The 17239-nt window shown below is 69.6% G+C and carries 17 protein-coding genes and 1 rRNA gene; 15 read left to right on the forward strand and 3 right to left on the reverse strand.

Going from position 1 to position 17239, the window contains the following annotated elements:
* The first annotated feature begins 20 nt into the window (after window positions 1–20).
* From rrf to IOD14_RS03015, 10 genes are all read left to right on the forward strand, one after another.
* Window positions 21–137, forward strand: a 5S ribosomal RNA gene (gene rrf / locus IOD14_RS02970).
* 62 nt (window positions 138–199) lie between these two features.
* Window positions 200–844 (forward strand): HAD family hydrolase, encoded by a 645-nt coding sequence (locus tag IOD14_RS02975; protein ID WP_123990900.1) that lies wholly within the window; start codon window positions 200–202, stop codon window positions 842–844.
* A 69-nt stretch (window positions 845–913) separates the two neighbouring features.
* On the forward strand, window positions 914–1597 hold the full coding sequence (locus tag IOD14_RS02980) for a VC0807 family protein (RefSeq protein WP_212669590.1): 684 nt from the start codon (window positions 914–916) through the stop codon (window positions 1595–1597).
* An 11-nt stretch (window positions 1598–1608) separates the two neighbouring features.
* The gene (locus IOD14_RS02985) at window positions 1609–2874 is read left to right on the forward strand and encodes an MFS transporter (RefSeq protein WP_349252448.1); all 1266 of its coding nucleotides are present in this window, start codon (window positions 1609–1611) and stop codon (window positions 2872–2874) included.
* The gene (locus tag IOD14_RS02990; protein WP_123990903.1) at window positions 2825–3997 is read left to right on the forward strand and encodes an acetoin utilization protein AcuC; all 1173 of its coding nucleotides are present in this window, start codon (window positions 2825–2827) and stop codon (window positions 3995–3997) included. The genes IOD14_RS02985 and IOD14_RS02990 overlap by 50 nt, the downstream gene beginning before the upstream one ends.
* Window positions 3998–4173: 176 nt before the next feature.
* Complete coding sequence (locus IOD14_RS02995; protein WP_123990904.1) at window positions 4174–4989, forward strand: phosphatase; 816 nt, start codon at window positions 4174–4176, stop codon at window positions 4987–4989.
* A gap of 129 nt (window positions 4990–5118) precedes the next feature.
* Entirely contained in the window at window positions 5119–5328 is a 210-nt protein-coding gene (locus tag IOD14_RS03000) for a helix-turn-helix domain-containing protein (protein ID WP_016437488.1), read from the forward strand.
* Window positions 5329–5505: 177 nt separating this feature from the next.
* Window positions 5506–5604, forward strand: coding sequence for an AURKAIP1/COX24 domain-containing protein (locus IOD14_RS03005; RefSeq protein ID WP_003948845.1), 99 nt, complete (start codon window positions 5506–5508; stop codon window positions 5602–5604).
* 217 nt (window positions 5605–5821) lie between these two features.
* Complete coding sequence (locus tag IOD14_RS03010; protein ID WP_123990905.1) at window positions 5822–6886, forward strand: NAD-dependent epimerase/dehydratase family protein; 1065 nt, start codon at window positions 5822–5824, stop codon at window positions 6884–6886.
* Between the two features lie 14 nt (window positions 6887–6900).
* The gene (locus IOD14_RS03015; protein ID WP_123990906.1) at window positions 6901–7953 is read left to right on the forward strand and encodes a lysophospholipid acyltransferase family protein; all 1053 of its coding nucleotides are present in this window, start codon (window positions 6901–6903) and stop codon (window positions 7951–7953) included.
* A gap of 69 nt (window positions 7954–8022) precedes the next feature.
* Here IOD14_RS03015 and IOD14_RS03020 read toward each other — a convergent pair whose 3' ends face one another.
* From IOD14_RS03020 to IOD14_RS03030, 3 genes are all read right to left on the reverse strand, one after another.
* Window positions 8023–9240 (reverse strand): DUF5667 domain-containing protein, encoded by a 1218-nt coding sequence (locus tag IOD14_RS03020; RefSeq protein ID WP_123990907.1) that lies wholly within the window; start codon window positions 9238–9240, stop codon window positions 8023–8025.
* Between the two features lie 233 nt (window positions 9241–9473).
* Entirely contained in the window at window positions 9474–10247 is a 774-nt protein-coding gene (locus IOD14_RS03025) for an ECF subfamily RNA polymerase sigma factor, BldN family (RefSeq protein WP_123990908.1), read from the reverse strand.
* A 315-nt stretch (window positions 10248–10562) separates the two neighbouring features.
* Complete coding sequence (locus IOD14_RS03030) at window positions 10563–11465, reverse strand: HAD-IB family hydrolase (protein ID WP_212669592.1); 903 nt, start codon at window positions 11463–11465, stop codon at window positions 10563–10565.
* 94 nt (window positions 11466–11559) lie between these two features.
* Between IOD14_RS03030 and IOD14_RS03035 the strand changes: the two genes are divergently transcribed.
* The 5 genes from IOD14_RS03035 to IOD14_RS03055 all read left to right on the forward strand — a co-directional run bounded on the left by IOD14_RS03035 (window position 11560) and on the right by IOD14_RS03055 (window position 17212).
* On the forward strand, window positions 11560–11847 hold the full coding sequence (locus IOD14_RS03035; RefSeq protein WP_123990910.1) for a glutaredoxin family protein: 288 nt from the start codon (window positions 11560–11562) through the stop codon (window positions 11845–11847).
* 235 nt (window positions 11848–12082) lie between these two features.
* Window positions 12083–12847 (forward strand): redox-sensing transcriptional repressor Rex, encoded by a 765-nt coding sequence (locus tag IOD14_RS03040; protein WP_123990911.1) that lies wholly within the window; start codon window positions 12083–12085, stop codon window positions 12845–12847.
* Entirely contained in the window at window positions 12844–14553 is a 1710-nt protein-coding gene (locus IOD14_RS03045; protein WP_123990912.1) for a glutamyl-tRNA reductase, read from the forward strand. Before IOD14_RS03040 ends, IOD14_RS03045 begins: the two co-directional genes overlap by 4 nt.
* The gene (gene hemC, locus IOD14_RS03050; RefSeq protein WP_123990913.1) at window positions 14550–15509 is read left to right on the forward strand and encodes a hydroxymethylbilane synthase; all 960 of its coding nucleotides are present in this window, start codon (window positions 14550–14552) and stop codon (window positions 15507–15509) included. The genes IOD14_RS03045 and hemC overlap by 4 nt, the downstream gene beginning before the upstream one ends.
* Entirely contained in the window at window positions 15506–17212 is a 1707-nt protein-coding gene (locus IOD14_RS03055) for a bifunctional uroporphyrinogen-III C-methyltransferase/uroporphyrinogen-III synthase (protein WP_123990914.1), read from the forward strand. Before hemC ends, IOD14_RS03055 begins: the two co-directional genes overlap by 4 nt.
* Window positions 17213–17239 lie beyond the last annotated feature (27 nt).

Below are 17239 nucleotides of genomic sequence, written 5' to 3' on the forward strand. Positions count from 1 at the left end.
CCGGTCTAACTTCATAGTGTTTCGGTGGTCATAGCGTGAGGGAAACGCCCGGTTACATTCCGAACCCGGAAGCTAAGCCTTTCAGCGCCGATGGTACTGCAGGGGGGACCCTGTGGGAGAGTAGGACACCGCCGAACAATTTTTAAGGAAACCCCCGTGCCATTCGGCACGGGGGTTTTCTGCGTTTAGGGTCGATGGCATGCGCTACGACCTAGTGATCTTCGACAATGACGGTGTTCTCGTCGACAGTGAGCCGATCTCCAATCGGCACCTCGCCGCCTATCTGACGGAGCTCGGGCACCCGACCTCCTATGAGGACTCCATCCGGGACTACATGGGCTCGGCCATGCACCGGATCCATGATCTCGTCCTGGAGCGGACCGGACGGCGGTTGCCGGCGGAGTTCGACGATGTCTTCCATGCGAGGGTCTTCGCCGCGTTCGAGCGGGAGTTGAAGGCCGTGGCCGGCGTCACCGGCGTACTGGAGAAGCTGGCCGCGGACGGGGTGCCGTACTGCGTCGCGTCCTCCGGGAGTCATGAGCGGATCAGGGTGGGGCATCGGGCGACCGGGCTCGACCGGTGGTTCGAGGACGAGCGGGTCTTCAGTTCGCAGGATGTCGGGCGGGGGAAGCCGGCGCCCGATCTGTTCCTGTACGCGGCCGAGCGGATGGGAGTGCGGCCCGGTCGGTGTGTGGTGGTCGAGGACAGCCCGCTGGGCGTGCAGGCGGCCAATGCGGCGGGAATGGACGTGTACGGGTTCACCGCGATGACGCCCGCCGCGAAGCTCGCCGAGGCCACCCGACTCTTCTCCGACATGGATGAGTTGGTGGACCTGCTCGTCTGACATTTGTCATGCCGAGGTCCGGACGATCGTTTCTACTGGCACACCCTCGCCGGACGAGAAGCTGAGGGCATGACGACGAAGACGAACTCGAAGCGCGCGAACCTGGTTCCCCTGATCGTGGACGTGGCTGTGCCGATCGGGGCGTACTACCTGCTCAAGGACGGGCTCGGGATGAGCACGCTGATGGCGCTGGGCCTCAGCAGCGTCGTGCCCGCGGTGCGGACCGGCTGGAGCGTGGTGAAGGAGCGGACGGGCAACGGTCTCGCCGCCCTCATCCTCGTCGTCAACATCGCGGGGCTGCTGCTCAGCTTCGTCGCCGGTGACCCGCGGCTGATGCTCGCCAAGGACAGCGGGGTCAGCAGTGTGGTCGGGATCGGCATCCTCGTCTCCGTCGCGTTGGGGAGGCCGATGATGACCGCTGGGATGAAGCCCTGGCTGGTGAAGGGGATCGCGGAACGGGAGGCGGCCTGGGGCCGGTTGCTCGCCGGGTCGGAGGACTTCCGGCGGGCCGAGCGGCGGTTCTCCGTGGTGTGGGGGGTCGTACTGCTGGCTGAGTGCGTGCTGCGGGTCGTGGGCGCCTACACCCTGCCGGTGGACACGATGGTGTGGCTCGGGTCCGTGGTCATGATCGTGTCGATGGCGGTTGCCTTCCTGGTCAGCGGGGCGATCGGCGCCGGACCCATGGCTCGGATGCTCATCGCGGAGACGAGGACCTGCACCCCCGCGAGGCCCGAAGTCGCCCTCGCCCGATAAAGCTGAGGAAAATTCATCTTTGGCTGATCTACCCACGAGTACGTCGGGGCCCTACGCTCGCCGCCATGACAGATGTGCTGCGGCGCGGTAGGGCCTCGCTGGCGTTCAGCTTCTTCGCGCAAGGTGTCGCCTTTGCTCTGCTGGTGACGCGGATCCCCGCCATCCAGGACCGGTACGGCGTCTCCGACGCGCTGCTGCCGGCCTTCCTGGCCGCCGTGCCGATCCTCGCCGGGGTCGGAAGCGTCTCGACCGAGCACCTGGTGAAGCGAATACGGCCCAGTCGGCTGCTGCGGTTCGCCCAGCCCGTGGTGCTCCTGGCGCTGCTCGGGGTGGGTGCCGGGGACTCGACGGTCGAGCTGGGTGTCTCGCTCGCCGCCTTCGGGCTCGCCGTCGGCATGCTCGACGCGTCCATGAACATGCTCGGGGTGAGCCTGCAACGGTCGTACGGGCGCAGCATCATGCTGAGCTTCCACGCGGTGTTCAGCCTCGGCGGGATCGTGGGAGCCTCCCTCGCCTGGGTCGGGGCGCACTGGCATCTCGCGCTGTTCGTGTCCTACCTGCCGGTCGTGGCAGTGCTGGCGCCGCTGTGTCTGGTGGGGAGCCGGTGGTACGTCGACGGGGACGGCGGCGCTGTGGAGGAGAAGGTGCAGGGTGGGGACGGCATCGTCTTCAAGCTGCTGCTGCCGCTGTGCCTGGTGATGACCTTCGCCTACATCGGGGACTCCACCGTCTCCAACTGGAGCGCGAAGTACCTCCAGGACGTGCTCGGGAGCAGTGAGCAGCTGGCGACCGTGCCGTACAACGTCTACATGGTGACGACCCTGCTGGGGCGGGCCATCGGGGACTTCGGGGTACGGCGGTTCGGGGCGGCGACGGTCGTACGGGCGGGATCGCTGGTGGCGGCCGCGGGGTTCGCTGTGGTGGCCGTGGCGCCCGGGCCGTGGGTGGGGATGCTCGGGTTCACGCTGCTGGGGCTCGGGCTGTGTGTGCTGGTGCCGCAGACGTTCGCGGCGGCAGGGCGGTTGTTCCCGGGGGCCTCGGATGCCGCGGTCGCTCGGCTCAATGTCTTCAACTACGTGGGTTTTCTGATCGGTTCGCCGTTGGTGGGAGCCTTGGGGGACGCGTGGAGCTATCGCGGGGCCATGCTCGTGCCCATGGTGTTGGTGCTGGTGACGCTGGTGTACGCCAAGTCGTTCGCGGCTCAACCGGACCGATACGGTGGCGGGCATGAGCGGCCGCGCACAGCTGATGTGGGACGAGGCAGTAACGGGCTATGACTTCGGTCCGGACCATCCGATGGATCCGGTCCGGCTCGACCTGACCCGGCGACTGGTGGATGCCTTCGGACTGGACCGGGACGTGGAGGTCGTGTCCGCGAAGGCGGCGGGCGAGTCGACGTTGCGGCTCGTGCACCGGGAGGACTACGTCGAGGCCGTGAAGGCGGCCTCCGTGGATCCGGGGGCGGCCGACCAGTCGTACGGGCTTGGGACGATGGACGATCCGGCCTTCGAGCGGATGCACGAGGTGTCCGCGCTGATCGCCGGGCAGTCGGTGGGGGCCGCGGAGGCCGTGTGGCGGGGGGACGCGCTGCACGCGGTGAACTTCGCGGGCGGACTGCACCATGCGATGCCGGGGGGTGCCTCCGGGTTCTGCATCTACAACGATGCCTCCCTCGCCATCGCGCGGCTGCTGGAGCTCGGGGCGTCGCGGGTCGCCTACGTGGATGTCGACGTGCATCACGGGGACGGGGTGCAGGCGGCGTTCTGGGAGGACCCCCGGGTGCTGACGATCTCCCTGCACGAGCATCCGCGGACGCTGTTCCCGCAGACCGGGTGGCCTGAGGAGACCGGGGCGGACTCGGCCGAGGGCAGCGCGGTGAACGTGGCGCTGCCGGCGGGGACGGCGGACGCGGGGTGGCTGCGGGCGTTCCACGCGGTGGTGCCGGAGCTCATCGCCGACTTTCGGCCGGATGTGCTGGTGACGCAGCACGGGGCGGACACGCACTTCGAGGATCCGCTGGCCCATCTCGCGGTGTCGCTGGACGCTCAGCGGGCCGTGCAGGTCGCCTGTCATGAGCTGGCGCACGAGTACGCCGGGGGGAAGTGGATCGCGCTCGGGGGTGGGGGGTACGCCGTGGTGGACGTCGTGCCCCGGTCCTGGACGCATCTGGTGGGGATCGCGGCGGGGCGGGCCATCGAGCCCGAGGCGATGATTCCCGAGGGGTGGCGGCAGGAAGTGTTCGCGCGGACCCGGCAGTTGGCGCCGGCGCGGATGACGGACGGGCGGTGGCCGGTGTCCTATGCGGAGTGGGATGCGGGGTACGACCCCGCGGACCGGCTGGATCAGGCGGTGCTGGCCACTCGGCGGGCGGTGTTTCCTTTGCGGGGGTTGCTGGCCTAGCGCTCCACGGGGTGCCGCGTGCGGTCGTACGGCGTCTGCGGGTGTGTTGTGGCTGGTCGCGCCCACGCGGCGGAACCGCACATCGATACAGCCCCGCGCCCCTGGGTTACTCCGACTGTGCGGTGTTTTGCTGTTCCCGTCCCCTCCCGCCCCCTTCATCCGTCACCATCGCTCCCGTGTTGAGCACCGGCGCTCTCCGCGCCCATCTGCTGGCCGCTCGTCTGGCCGGGCCCGTGGCCACCTCCCGGGAGGCGAGTCTGCGGAGCTATCGGTTGTTCGCGGCACGGGACCCGAGAGTGCTGATCGGGATTGATCCCGAATGGTCCTGGAGTGAGCGGGATCTGATCGGTCTGATGGCTGACAAGTGCGGGGTCTCGGGCGATCCTCGGCATAGAACGGGCCATGATGTGATCGATCCCGACCGGACGCTTGTCGCGCTCGATGCCTTCGCCGAGCGGCTGGCGGCAGTTGCCCAGCGCAGCGGTGCCGTGCTTCTCGGCACGGGTCATCCGCACCGGCTGCTCGGGTTCTACGCCGCCATCGCGGACGCCCTCTCGGCGGCGGGATGTACCGTCCTCACCCCTGCGCATGGTCGCCGTATCGACATAACGACCCGGTTCGGTCTACGTACGTACAACCTTGACTACGTACGAGGAGTCGCGCTCGTGCGGCCACCCGGCCCGCAGCGCTCCGGTTGTGAGCCCGGCGCACACACGCACTCACCGCTCCCGGTTCGTACCGCCCTGGCGGCCGCGGCGGAGAGTGACGGCCTGCTTCCCGAGCTCGTGATCGGGGATCACGGATGGGTCTGCGGAGCAGGTCAGCTGGGGTTTGAGGCCATTGGGCCGGCGGATACGGATGACCCCGCCCTCTTTGTGGGGGAGGCCGAGGGGGTCGTGTCCGTCGTCGTTCCACTTGATGACGCTGTGCGGTCTGATTACTACCTGCCGCTGACCCGCTACGTACTCAATCGAGCGTGTCTGTCACAGTAGGCCGCCGATGGGTGCACCTCTTCCCCACTTGCATCACCCGCCCCTACATTGGGGAGTGAGCACGCAGCGACGAAGAGTCACCGGAAGGGGAAGCCGGTGGCCGTCGAGTGCGGAAGGTTCAGGTGTGTCATGGCTGCTGAACAGAGGCCTCTGAGCGAGGTTCAGTTCCTTACCGTGGCGGAAGTCGCCTCGGTGATGCGAGTGTCGAAGATGACCGTGTACCGGCTGGTGCACAGCGGTCATCTGCCCGCGATCAGGGTGGGACGGTCCTTCCGTGTCCCCGAGAACGCGGTTCACGAGTACCTCCGCGAGAGTTATGTGGGGGTGGAGACAGCCTGACGGCGAGCGGACTCGGGGAGGTGCCAAGGGGCCTCAGGGCACTCGTGGACCCCTGTGGGATCTCCCCGGTTCACCTCGATTACGACCTCAGCGCTCGGGCGGGTAGGCTAGCCCCTCGTAGGTCGTGTGGGCCCATGATGCCCAGCACCGAGTGATGAGAAGTGAGCGAGGGTAGTCGTGGGCTCTGTTATCAAGAAGCGGCGCAAGCGGATGGCTAAGAAGAAGCACCGCAAGCTGCTCAAGCGCACGCGCGTTCAGCGTCGCAACAAGAAGTAAGCGGCGCCGCGGAAGCGTGTTTGTGGCCCCCCACCCGGAAACCGGTGGGGGGCCACATGCGTGTCGGGACCTGCGCGAGGGCCGGATGTCGTCACCTCATGCAGTGGGCGGTCATCACAGCGCAACATCGACCCGCTAAGTTGGCGGACACGGGGAACGCGGCACAGGACTGGGGCTGTACCAGGGCTGGACTACGGCTGGAAGGAAGGCGCTGATCTTGGGAAAGGTCGTGCTCGTTACCGGAGTGGCCCGACAGCTCGGGGGCCGGTTCGTACGACGCATACAGCGTGACCCGCAGGTGGACCGGGTGATCGCCGTGGACGCGGTGTCGCCGGAACACCATCTGGGCGGTGCCGACTTCATCCAGGCGGACATCAGGCAGCCCGGCATCGCGCGGGTACTGGCCGAGACGGCCGCCGACACCGTCGTACACCTGGACGTGACGGCGATGGCGCTGGGCAGCGGGAGCCGGACCACGGTCAAGGAGACCAACGTCATCGGCACCATGCAGCTGCTCGGTGCCTGCCAGAAGTCGCCGAACGTGAAGCGGCTGGTGGTGAAGTCCAGTACGAACGTGTACGGGTCCGCGCCCCGCGATCCGGCCGTGTTCACGGAGACCACCCCGCCCAAGTCGCTGCCCTCCGGCGGCTTCGCCAAGGACGCGGTCGAGGTCGAGGGGTATGTGCGGGGGTTCGCGCGGCGGCGGCCGGACGTGGCCGTGTGCGTGCTGCGGTTCGCGAACATCCTGGGACCGACGGCGGACACCCCGCTCGCCTCGTACTTCGCGCTGCCGTTGCTGCCGACCGTGCTGGGGTACGACCCCCGGCTGCAGTTCGTGCACGAGGACGACGTGATCGAGGTGCTCAGGATCGCCTCGCACGAACCGGAGCGGGGCACGCTCAACAGCGGCACCTTCAACATCGCGGGGGACGGGGTCCTGCTGCTCTCGCAGTGTTCCCGGCGGCTGGGCCGCCCCACCGTGCCGTTGCTGCTGCCGGCCGTCACCTGGGCCGGGTCGCTGGTCCGTACGCTGGGGATGACGGACTTCTCGCCCGAGCAGATCCGGCTGCTGACCCACGGCAGGGTCGTGTCGACGGTCCAGATGCGGGAGACGCTCGGATTCCGGCCGAAGTACACGACGGCCGAGGCCTTCGCGGACTTCGCGCGCAGCCAGGGCCCCGGGCTGCTGCCGCCGGAGGCCGTCGCGGAGGCCGTCGACCGGATCGCCGCGCTGCCGCCGCTGGCGGGCAGCGGCCACCCCCCGACGCAGAGCGCCAACTGAGGAGCGCATCAACGATGGCGGACGCCAAGGTCATTCCGTTCGACGACGACCGGTCCCGCGCAGGCGCCGTACAGCGGCCGACGCGGCGCCGGAGTGCGGGGAGCCGGCGCAAGGGTTCCGAGCCCGCGCTGGTCCGTGAGGTCCAGCCCCTGCCCAGCGGGGCTTTCTCGCAGGATGATGTTCCTGTGACGCGTGAGGAAGAGCCGCCGCAGCAGGCGAACGACGAGGGCGGTCTGGAACGGCGGATCGCGGGGGGTCTGAACTTCCTGCGCCGCCGGCTCACGGGGGACTACGAGGTCGACGACTTCGGGTACGACGAGGAACTCACCGACCAGGTCCTGATGTCCCTGCTGCGGCCGGTGTACGAGAAGTACTTCCGGGTCGAGGTGAAGGGCGTCGAGAACATCCCGGCCGAGGGCGGCGCGCTGATCGTCGCCAACCACTCCGGGACGCTGCCGCTGGACGGGCTGATGATGCAGGTCGCCGTCCATGACCACCACCCCGCGAACCGCCATCTGCGGCTGCTCGCGGCGGATCTGGTGTTCATGCTGCCGGTGGTCAACGAGCTGGCGCGCAAGCTCGGTCACACCCTGGCGTGCGCGGAGGACGCGGAACGGCTGCTGGGCCAGGGCGAAGTGGTCGGTGTGATGCCGGAGGGCTTCAAGGGCATCGGCAAGCCCTTCAGCGAGCGCTACAAGCTCCAGCGATTCGGCCGGGGCGGGTTCGTCTCCACGGCGCTGCGGCAGCGCACGCCGATCATCCCGTGCTCGATCGTGGGCGCGGAGGAGATCTACCCGATGATCGGCAACGCGAAGACGCTGGCCCGCCTGCTCGGCTTCCCGTACTTCCCGCTGACGCCGACCTTCCCGTGGCTGGGTCCCCTGGGCGCGATCCCGCTCCCGACCAAGTGGACGATCCAGTTCGGCGAGCCGATCCACACGGACGGCTATCCGCCGGAGGCCGCCGAGGACCCGATGCTGATGTTCAACCTGACGGACCAGGTCAGGGAACAGATCCAGCACACGCTGTACAAGTTGCTGGTGCAGCGGCGGTCGGTGTTCTTCTGAGCTTGTTCGTCGTACGACGTCGGGGGCGCCCTTCGCAGGAAGGGCGCCCCCGACGTCGTACCGGAAGGGCTAGTTGGCGTCCTCGCCGTTGATGCCCAGGCCCGGCAGGAGGCCGGGGAGGAGCGGCGGGAGGGTGACGTCCGGGTCGGCCGAGGGGGCCGGGGAGGTCGGGGTGGTGGTGTCGGTGGACTTCGGGGGGTCCAGGAGGCCGCCGGTGTTGCCGCCGAGCAGGCCGTCGTCCGTGCCGTCGGACGGGGACGACTTGCTGGGGCCGGTGCTGCCGTTGTGCTCGGCGGAGCCGCCACTGCCCGGGGCCGTCGAGCGGTCGGAGCCGGTCGAGGTGTCCGAGGATCCCGCACCGCTGCCCTGGCGCTGGCCGCCGCCCTTGCCGCCGCTCTGAGCCGGGGGCTCGGGGAGGAGGGACTCGAGCGGGGCGACCTCTTCGTCTATGGCGTCGAAGACCTCGGACACCTGGTCGCTGACGTCGCCGAGCTGCACGGGCAGTCGGTCGCGCAGCGCGCCCCAGGCCTCGCGGTGCGAGCGTGAGAAGCCGGCGAGGGCCTGGATGGGGCCCAGGGAGTTGGGGTCGCGCTCGTACGCCGCGTGCAGCAGGCGGTGGCCCTCGGAGGCGTCGTGCTGCATCCCGGACAGGGCGCGGCGGATCTCGCCCACGGACTCGTGGTCGAGGTGACCGCCCCGGCCGCGCTCCATCAGGCGCCGGGCCTCGCTCAGCCGGGTGGAGGCCTGGTCGAGGTAGGCGACCCCGCGCTCGTCGTCCCCGTCGGACAGGTACGTGAGCTTGAAGTCCTCGATGCCGCGCTTGAGGCCGTACAGCGAGTCGCCGGGCAGCGCGTCCGAGCTGGCCGCGGCGACTCCGCCGAAGGCGCCGGCGGCGACCCCGACGCTCAGTCCGCCCGCGGCCAAGCCCTTGGTGAGCCGGGAGCGCGGTCGCAGTTTGCCCAGTCCACTCGCCCGGTGCGCGCCCTTGGCCCGATGGGAGCGCTGCTCGGGGACCGCGGGTTCCACCCCGTCGCCCTCCAGCAGCATGGCCTCCATCGCGGCCACCAGCTGGGCTCGCTGGACGACCTTGACCTCGGGGTCCAGCTCGGGCCTGGGCAGCTCGCCGAGACACTCCGCGAGTGCCAAGAGACGGTCCGGGTCGGGGTGTCCCGCGGCGGCCGGTGCTTGTCCTTCGGACTGCTCGGCCGCCGGGTCCCGGTCGGACTGCTCCTCCAGGGCCTGGGCGAAGGCGTTCGCCCGCCGGTGCGCCGATACGTTCGCGATCACTGGCGGCACCTCCTCTCGTCATGACGGTCGACTCCCCAGGGGGTCCTGAGGGTTGCACGCCCTGACCACAAGCACACGATCGAGTGATCGATGTCGGCCGGGGCGTGACCACAGGGAGCCTGCATCCCGCACAACGAGCGGCGCGGCACTTGGGTTACGGACTGCGGATGATCGGATCGGGGAGTCAACGGACTTTCACCGAGAGCGAGTTGATGGTTACCGGGCGTGCGCTCTCAGCGGGCGTCGTCCGGGAGGAGGCGGGCCAGGGTGCGGACGGCCCGGTACTGGAGGGTCTTGATGGCGCCCTCGTTCTTGCCCATCACCCGGGCGGTCTCGGCGACCGAGAGGCCCTGGAGGAAGCGGAGGGTCACGCACTCCTGCTGCTGCGGGTTGAGCCGGCGTACGGCGTCCAGCAGCGCGGCGTTGGAGAGGGACTCCAGGACGGAGTCCTCCGGGGAGCGCTCGACCTCGTTGGCGTCGAGCATCTCGCCGGTGGTGACCTCGAGCCGGAACCTGCTCGACTTGAAGTGGTCGGCGACGAGGTTGCGCGCGATGGTGACGAGCCAGGCGCCGAAGTCGCGGCCCTGCCAGGTGAAGGTGCCGATCCTTCGGAGCGCGCGCAGGAACGTCTCGCTCGTCAGGTCCTCGGCGGTCGCCTTGCCTCCTACCCGGTAATAGATGTACCGGTACACCGTGTCGCTGTACTGGTCGTACAGGCGGCCGAAGGCGTCGGCCTCGCCGGCCTGGGCGCGTTCGACCAGGTCCATCATGCGGGCGCTGTCGCTGTCCGCGGCCGGACGGCGGGCCGTTGCGGCACCGGTCGAACGCCCTCGTCTGCCGACGGCCGCGGAACCGTCGGCCAGTGCGTAGCACGGGCCGATCGGTGCCGTGGCTACGGCGAGGGCGGGGACGGCGTACGCGGTGGGGACGAAGCCGCGCAACAGGTCTTGGACCGTAGCGCGCAGCGTAGCCAGGCCCGAGGCGTCAACCCCGACGTGTGGGTACACGGGACTCCCAGAGGCAGAGCTTCCATCACGTGCAGTGCGGGACCGTTCACCCGTCGTAGCGACGGAAGGGGTACCGGATTGCGTCTGAGGAGAATAACGCTTAGTGCAGGCACTGCTACACCCAGTTGCTCTATTCATCGATTACGTCGCTTCTGTAACCGATTGGGAGCTCTTCAAGTACCGCAGAGTGACCGGTTGTTGATCGAAAACGGTCATGTTCTGTCGGGGAACGGGGCGTGTTGTGGCCGTGTGCAGCCAATGTGCCTGCACACGGAGTTACGCGTATAAAACCCGTGGATTGGTGTGTTTGCCTGGTTACCGGCGGCGCTTGTGCAGGGCGATCGCCGCCGCCGTGCCGCCCGCCACGGCTCCCACGCCGGCGGCGGCCGGGATGCCGACCTTCGCCGCCTTGCGGCCCGTGCGGTAGTCGCGCAGACGCCAGTCCAGTTGACGGGCGTGCTTTCGAAGCTTGGTGTCCGGGTTGATCGCGTAGGGGTGGCCCACCAGCGAGAGCATCGGGATGTCGTTGTGGCTGTCGCTGTACGCCGCGCAGCGCGACAGGTCGAGCCCCTCCGCCGCGGCCAGGGCGCGAACCGCCTCCGCCTTCGCGGGACCGTGGAGGGGCTCGCCGACCAGCTTGCCCGTGTAGACGCCGTCCACCGACTCCGCCACCGTGCCCAACGCGCCGGTGAGACCGAGCCGTCGCGCGATCACCTGGGCGATCTCCACCGGGGCGGCTGTGACCAACCACACCTTCTGACCGGCGTCCAGGTGGGCCTGCGCCAGGGCTCGGGTGCCCGGCCAGATGCGCTCGGCCATGTACTCGTCGTAGATCTCCTCGCCGATCGACTGGAGCTCGGCGACGCGGTGGCCCTGCACGATGGACAGGGCGGAGTCGCGGGCCTCCTGCATGTGCTCGGGGTCCTCCGAGCCGGCCAGTCGGAACCAGGCCTGCTGCCAGGCGAAGCGGGCGAGGTCGCGGGTCTCGAAGAACTTCCGTTTGTACAGGCCACGGCCGAAGTGGAAGAGGGACGCACCTTGCATCACGGTGTTGTCCAGGTCGAAGAACGCGGCTGCCTTCTCGTCGCCGAGCACCGGAAATTCCGGTTCTTCGTCCGGAACCGACTTGCGCGCAGCCTCCGCCGAGGCCTCGCCTGCCAACACGCTCAGCGCCGTGGCGGAACGCCTACGGGGAGTGAGCCATCCGAGAGCGGCCATGGCGTGAGCATAGCCAGTCTGTTCGGTGGTTCCGGAGTCGAGAGGTTTGAAGGGTGTGAACTCTCCGCGACCGCGCCGTTAAGCAAGGGCGAGAATGGCGGACATGAGTCCCATCTTCCGCCGCAGGGCGGCCAGGCTTCCCGAGGACCGGCTCGTCACCCTGATCCGCAAGCCGGGCTGTCATCTGTGTGATGACGCACAGCTGGTGATCGAGAAGGTATGTGGAGATCTCGGGGTTCCCTGGGAATACAAGGACATCGACCAGGATCCTCAACTCCACGAGCAGTACTGGGAACAGATCCCCGTGGTCCTTGTCGACGGTGAGCAGCACACCTTCTGGCGGGTGAACGAGGAACGCCTCCGCAAGGCCCTGACCGACTAGTCCAACTCGTCCGGCCGGTCGCTTAGGATCGATGGTGATGTGGCCTCGGGGGCGGGATTGATGAGGGAAGTGTGCGGTTTTGCCTCCGAGAGAGACGCGCGTGACCCCGGTCACGTTGGCCGGGCAAATCGGACACCATCTTTGTGCACGCGTTCACAAAGACATAGCCTGCATTCGACGGGGCGGTCTGGGGACGCATGACCGCCTACAGCCCCGCTCTACCCGCAGGAGCACCGTGGCAACTGGCCGAACTCACCGACCGGCGACCCGTAGCCGAGGGATTCCCGAGGCCACCGTCGCCAGGCTTCCGCTGTACCTCCGCGCGCTGACCGCACTGTCGGAGCGCTCGGTACCCACGGTCTCCTCCGAGGAGCTCGCGGCCGCGGCGGGGGTCAACTCCGCCAAGCTGCGCAAGGACTTCTCCTACCTGGGTTCCTACGGAACGCGCGGTGTCGGCTACGACGTCGAGTATCTCGTCTACCAGATCTCCCGTGAACTCGGCCTGACCCAGGACTGGCCGGTTGTGATCGTCGGTATCGGCAACCTCGGCGCCGCTCTCGCCAACTACGGTGGTTTCGCGTCCCGTGGATTCCGGGTCGCCGCGCTGATCGACGCCGATCCGGCGATGGCCGGCAAGCCCGTCGCGGGCATCCCGGTGCAGCACTCGGACGACCTGGAAAAGATCATCGAGGACAACGGCGTGTCCATCGGTGTCATCGCCACCCCCGCCGGTGCCGCCCAGCCCGTCTGCGACCGGCTCGTGGCCGCCGGGGTCACCTCCATCCTGAACTTCGCGCCCACCGTGCTGTCCGTGCCGGACGGCGTCGACGTGCGCAAGGTCGACCTCTCCATCGAACTGCAGATCCTCGCCTTCCACGAGCAGCGCAAGGCCGGTGAGGAGGCCGCGGCCTCCGACGGCGCCGGTCCGGTCGCCGCCGCGCGCGGTGAGTCCGCCGACAAAGGGCCCGACGGGGACGTACCCGCCGTGATGCCGGCATGAGTCTCCTCGTCGTCGGGCTGAGCCACCGCAGCGCGCCGGTCAGTGTGCTGGAGCGTGCGGCCCTGCATGTCGATGCGCAGGTGAAGTTGCTCCAGGACACTGTTGCGGCGGAGCCGGCCACGGAGGCCGCGGTGCTCGCCACCTGCAACCGGATCGAGCTGTACGCCGACGTGGACAAGTTCCACGCGGGTGTGGCCGAGCTGTCGACGCTGCTCGCCCAGCACAGCGGAGTGGGGCTGGACGAGCTCACTCCCTATCTCTACGTGCACTACGAGGACCGGGCCGTCCACCATCTCTTCTCCGTGGCCTGCGGGCTCGACTCCATGGTCGTCGGGGAGGGGCAGATCCTCGGGCAGATCAAGGACTCGCTCGCCCGGGCGCAGGAGCTGCACACGGCCGGGCGGTTGCTGAACGACCTGTTCCAGCAGGCTCTGCGGGTGGGCAAGCGGGCGCACTCCGAGACCGGGATCGACCGGGCGGGACAGTCGCTGGTGACCTTCGGGCTGGAGCAGTTGGCCTCCGGTACGGCTGTGCAGGACTGGGCTCTCGGCAAGAAGGCGCTGGTCATCGGCGCCGGGTCGATGTCCTCGCTGGCCGCGGCGACGCTGGCGCGCGTCGGTGTGACGGAGATCGTGGTCGCCAACCGGACCGCCGAGCGGGCCGAGCGGCTTGCGGAGATCCTCAACGACGGGGCCGACTCGGACGTGGTGGCCCGTGCGGTACCGATGGGTTCGGTGCCGGACGAGCTGACACGTGCCGATGTCGTGGTGTCCTGTACGGGGGCCACGGGGCTGGTTCTGACTGCCGAGGCCGTCGCGGCCGGGCGGGGGCTGGACGCGTGGCCCGGTGCTGACGCGGTGCCGTCCCGTTCCGGGTCGGGAGCCGCGCAGGCGGCACGACTGCCCGCGGACCACGGGACGGAGGAGAACTGTCCCCTGGACCTCGCCCCCGTGCCCTCCACCGCCGGTTTCTCCGTCCTCGGCGAAGCCGCCGTCGCCGGGATGGCCGCCTCCGAGCTGGAGCAGCACGCCGCCTGGGTGGACAACGCGCCCCGGCCGCAGGGATCCGTCGCCCTCGTCGATCCCGTCGAGGAAGCCGACGCCATCGCCGCGCTCGCCGCCACCGCCGCGGTCATCGGGCGGGTACCCGAGCGGCGCAAGCCGGAACCCGTCGCCGAGATTCCGCGGCCCGCACCCTCGCTCTTCCTGCTCGACCTCGCCATGCCCCGGGACATCGACGCCGCCGTGCACCGCCTCGCCGGGGTGCGGCTCGTGGACATCGAGTCGCTGGCCGAGGCTTCGGCGGACGCTCCCATGGCGGCCGACGTCGACCAGGTCCGTCGTATCGTCGCGGACGAGGTCGCCGCCTTCGGGGCGGCCCTCAGGGCCGCGCACATCACGCCCACCGTCGTCGCGCTCAGGACCATGGCCGCCGATGTCGTCGCGAATGAGATCGCGCGGCTCGACGGGCGGCTGCCGGGCCTCGACGACAAGCAGCGCGGGGAGATCACGCAGACCGTGCGGCGCGTGGTCGACAAGCTGCTGCACGCCCCGACCGTACGGGTCAAGCAGCTCGCGGCCGAGCCCGGCGGTGCCGGGTACGCGGACGCGCTGCGGACCCTGTTCGACCTCGACCCCGAGACGGTGGCCGCCGTCTCCCGCGCCGAGGACAGCACCACCGATGAGAAAGACCGAGGCTCGTCATGAGGAGCAAGGCGCTACGGCTCGGGACCAGGCGGAGCAAACTCGCCATGGCCCAGTCCGGGCAGGTGGCGGACGCCGTGAGCCAGGTGACCGGACGGCCCGTCGAGCTCGTCGAGATCACCACGTACGGCGATGTGTCCAAGGAGGCGCTCGCGCAGATCGGCGGCACGGGTGTCTTCGTGACCGCGCTGCGCGAAGCCCTGCTCAAGGGCGAGGTCGACTTCGCGGTGCACTCGCTGAAGGACCTGCCGACCGGACAGCCGGACGAGCTGGCGCTGGCCGCGATCCCGCAGCGCGAGGACCCGCGGGACGTACTCGTCGCCCGGGACGCGCTGAAGTTCACCGACCTGCCCCGAGGTGCCCGGATCGGTACCGGTTCGCCCCGGCGGACCGCGCAGCTGAACGCGTACGCCCGCGCGCACGGACTTGGTATCGAGACGGTTGCGATCCGGGGGAACATCGACACCCGGATGCGGTTCGTGCGCGATGGTGAGCTGGATGCGGTGGTGCTGGCCGCGGCAGGGCTGCAGCGCAGCGGCCGTATCGACGAAGTGACCGATTTCCTCTCGGTCGACACAGTTTTGCCCGCTCCCGGCCAGGGAGCACTCGCGATCGAGTGCACCGCGGACAACGCGGACCTGATCGCAGCGCTCGGCGAGCTCGACGACCCGTTCACGCGGGTCGCCGTGACCGCCGAACGGTCACTGCTCGCCGCCCTGGAGGCCGGCTGCTCCGCTCCTGTGGGCGCGCTGGCCGACCTGCTGGCCGACGGGCAGATTGTCAAGGAAATGCGCCTGCGGGGCGTCGTCGGCACGACCGACGGCTCGCGCATGGTGCAGTTGTCCACCACCGGTCCCGTGCCCGAGACGTACGACCAAGCAATGGCGCTCGGCCGTGAACTCGCGGCCGAGATGCTTGCCCAGGGCGCGGCCGGTCTGATGGGGGAGCGAGCACAGTGAGCCCCACCACCCTTCCCGCCGGTCCTGAACACGGGCACGTCACCTTCCTCGGTGCCGGACCCGGAGATCCGGGACTGCTGACTCTGCGCGCCGTCGAGGCGCTCACGAACGCGGACGTTCTCGTCGCCGGGCACGAGGTGCTCGACGTCGTGCGCGTCCACGCTCGGTCGGGCGTCGCCGTCGTGGACACGGACACGGAGTCGCCTTCGGCTCCGGTTCCGGGCACGGGCGCGCCCCAACTGACAGTCGTTGACGGCACGTCAACAACCGCTCCTGCCCCCGCTGTACGGGATGCGGCACATCTTGTCATGGAGGCCGCGCGGGGCGGCAGGCGGGTCGTGCGTGCGGTGTCCGGGGACCCCGGGCTCGACGCGTACGCCGCCGAGGAGATGCTGGCCTGCGCCCGCGCGGGCGTTCCGTTCGAGGTCGTGCCCGGTGTGGCCGCGGCCGTCGGTGTGCCCGCGTACGCCGGTGTGCCGCTGCGGGACGCGCAGGGCGCGGACGTGCGGTTCGTCGACGCGCGCACGGCCTCCGACCGGTGCTGGACGGAGGTGGGGGCGTCCGACGGGACCGTGGTCGTGTCGACGACCCTGGACTCCGTGGGCGCCGCCGCCGGGGAGCTGGTCGCGGCCGGGCGCAAGCCCGACACCCCGATGACGGTCACCGTCGCCGGCACCACCACGCGCCAGCGGACCTGGACGGCGACCCTGGGCACCATCGCCCAGACGCTCAAGCAGGCCAAGGTGCTGCCCTCGCCCGAGGGCGGGCGGCCGGTGATAGCCGTGGTCGGTGAGCGGTCCGCCGCGGCCCAGCGCGACCAGTTGTCGTGGTTCGAGAACAAGCCGCTGTTCGGCTGGAAGGTTCTCGTGCCGCGTACGAAGGAGCAGGCGGCGTCGCTCTCCGACCAGCTGCGGTCCTACGGGGCCGTGCCGCACGAGGTGCCGACCATCGCCGTCGAGCCGCCGCGCACGCCTCAGCAGATGGAGCGGGCCGTCAAGGGGCTCGTGACCGGACGCTACGAGTGGATCGCCTTCACCTCGGTCAACGCCGTGAAGGCCGTTCGGGAGAAGTTCGAGGAGTACGGGCTCGACGCGCGTGCCTTCGCGGGGATCAAGGTCGCCGCGGTGGGCGAGCAGACGGCGAAGGCGCTGATCGCCTTCGGTGTGAAGCCCGATCTGGTGCCGAGCGGTGAGCAGTCGGCCGCGGGGCTGCTGGAGGACTGGCCGCCCTACGACCCCGTCTTCGACCCGATCGACCGGGTGTTCCTGCCGCGGGCGGACATCGCCACGGAGACGCTGGTCGCCGGGCTCATCGAACTCGGGTGGGAGGTCGACGACGTCACCGCCTACCGGACCGTGCGCGCCTCGCCGCCGCCGGCGGAGACGCGGGAGGCGATCAAGGGCGGTGGCTTCGACGCCGTTCTCTTCACGTCCTCGTCGACCGTGCGGAACCTGGTGGGGATCGCCGGGAAGCCGCACAACGTGACGGTGATCGCCTGTATCGGACCCGCCACGGCGAAGACCGCCGAGGAGCACGGGCTGCGGGTGGACGTGATGGCTCCCGAGCCGTCCGTGCACAAACTGGCCGAGGCCCTCGCCGACTTCGGGCTGAAGCGGCGGGCGGCGGCGGTCGAGGCCGGGGACCCGGTGACACGGCCGAGCGAGCGGCGGCCGGGGGCCCGGCGGCGCCGGTCCACGACCTGACGTTCTCGGATCGCGGTGGTTCCGGTG

The sequence above is a fragment of the Streptomyces sp. A2-16 genome, from assembly GCF_018128905.1.
GTDB lineage: Bacteria > Actinomycetota > Actinomycetes > Streptomycetales > Streptomycetaceae > Streptomyces.

Coding starts and splice junctions, on each gene's coding strand:
- IOD14_RS03000 (WP_016437488.1), top strand. CDS start 5,119: ATGGCTGCTGAACAGAGGCCTCTGAGCGAGGTTCAGTTCCTTACCGTG.
- IOD14_RS03045 (WP_123990912.1), top strand. CDS start 12,844: ATGAGTCTCCTCGTCGTCGGGCTGAGCCACCGCAGCGCGCCGGTCAGT.
- IOD14_RS02990 (WP_123990903.1), top strand. CDS start 2,825: ATGAGCGGCCGCGCACAGCTGATGTGGGACGAGGCAGTAACGGGCTAT.
- IOD14_RS03030 (WP_212669592.1), bottom strand. CDS start 11,465: ATGGCCGCTCTCGGATGGCTCACTCCCCGTAGGCGTTCCGCCACGGCG.
- IOD14_RS03035 (WP_123990910.1), top strand. CDS start 11,560: ATGGCGGACATGAGTCCCATCTTCCGCCGCAGGGCGGCCAGGCTTCCC.
- IOD14_RS02975 (WP_123990900.1), top strand. CDS start 200: ATGCGCTACGACCTAGTGATCTTCGACAATGACGGTGTTCTCGTCGAC.
- IOD14_RS03015 (WP_123990906.1), top strand. CDS start 6,901: ATGGCGGACGCCAAGGTCATTCCGTTCGACGACGACCGGTCCCGCGCA.
- IOD14_RS02980 (WP_212669590.1), top strand. CDS start 914: ATGACGACGAAGACGAACTCGAAGCGCGCGAACCTGGTTCCCCTGATC.
- hemC (WP_123990913.1), top strand. CDS start 14,550: ATGAGGAGCAAGGCGCTACGGCTCGGGACCAGGCGGAGCAAACTCGCC.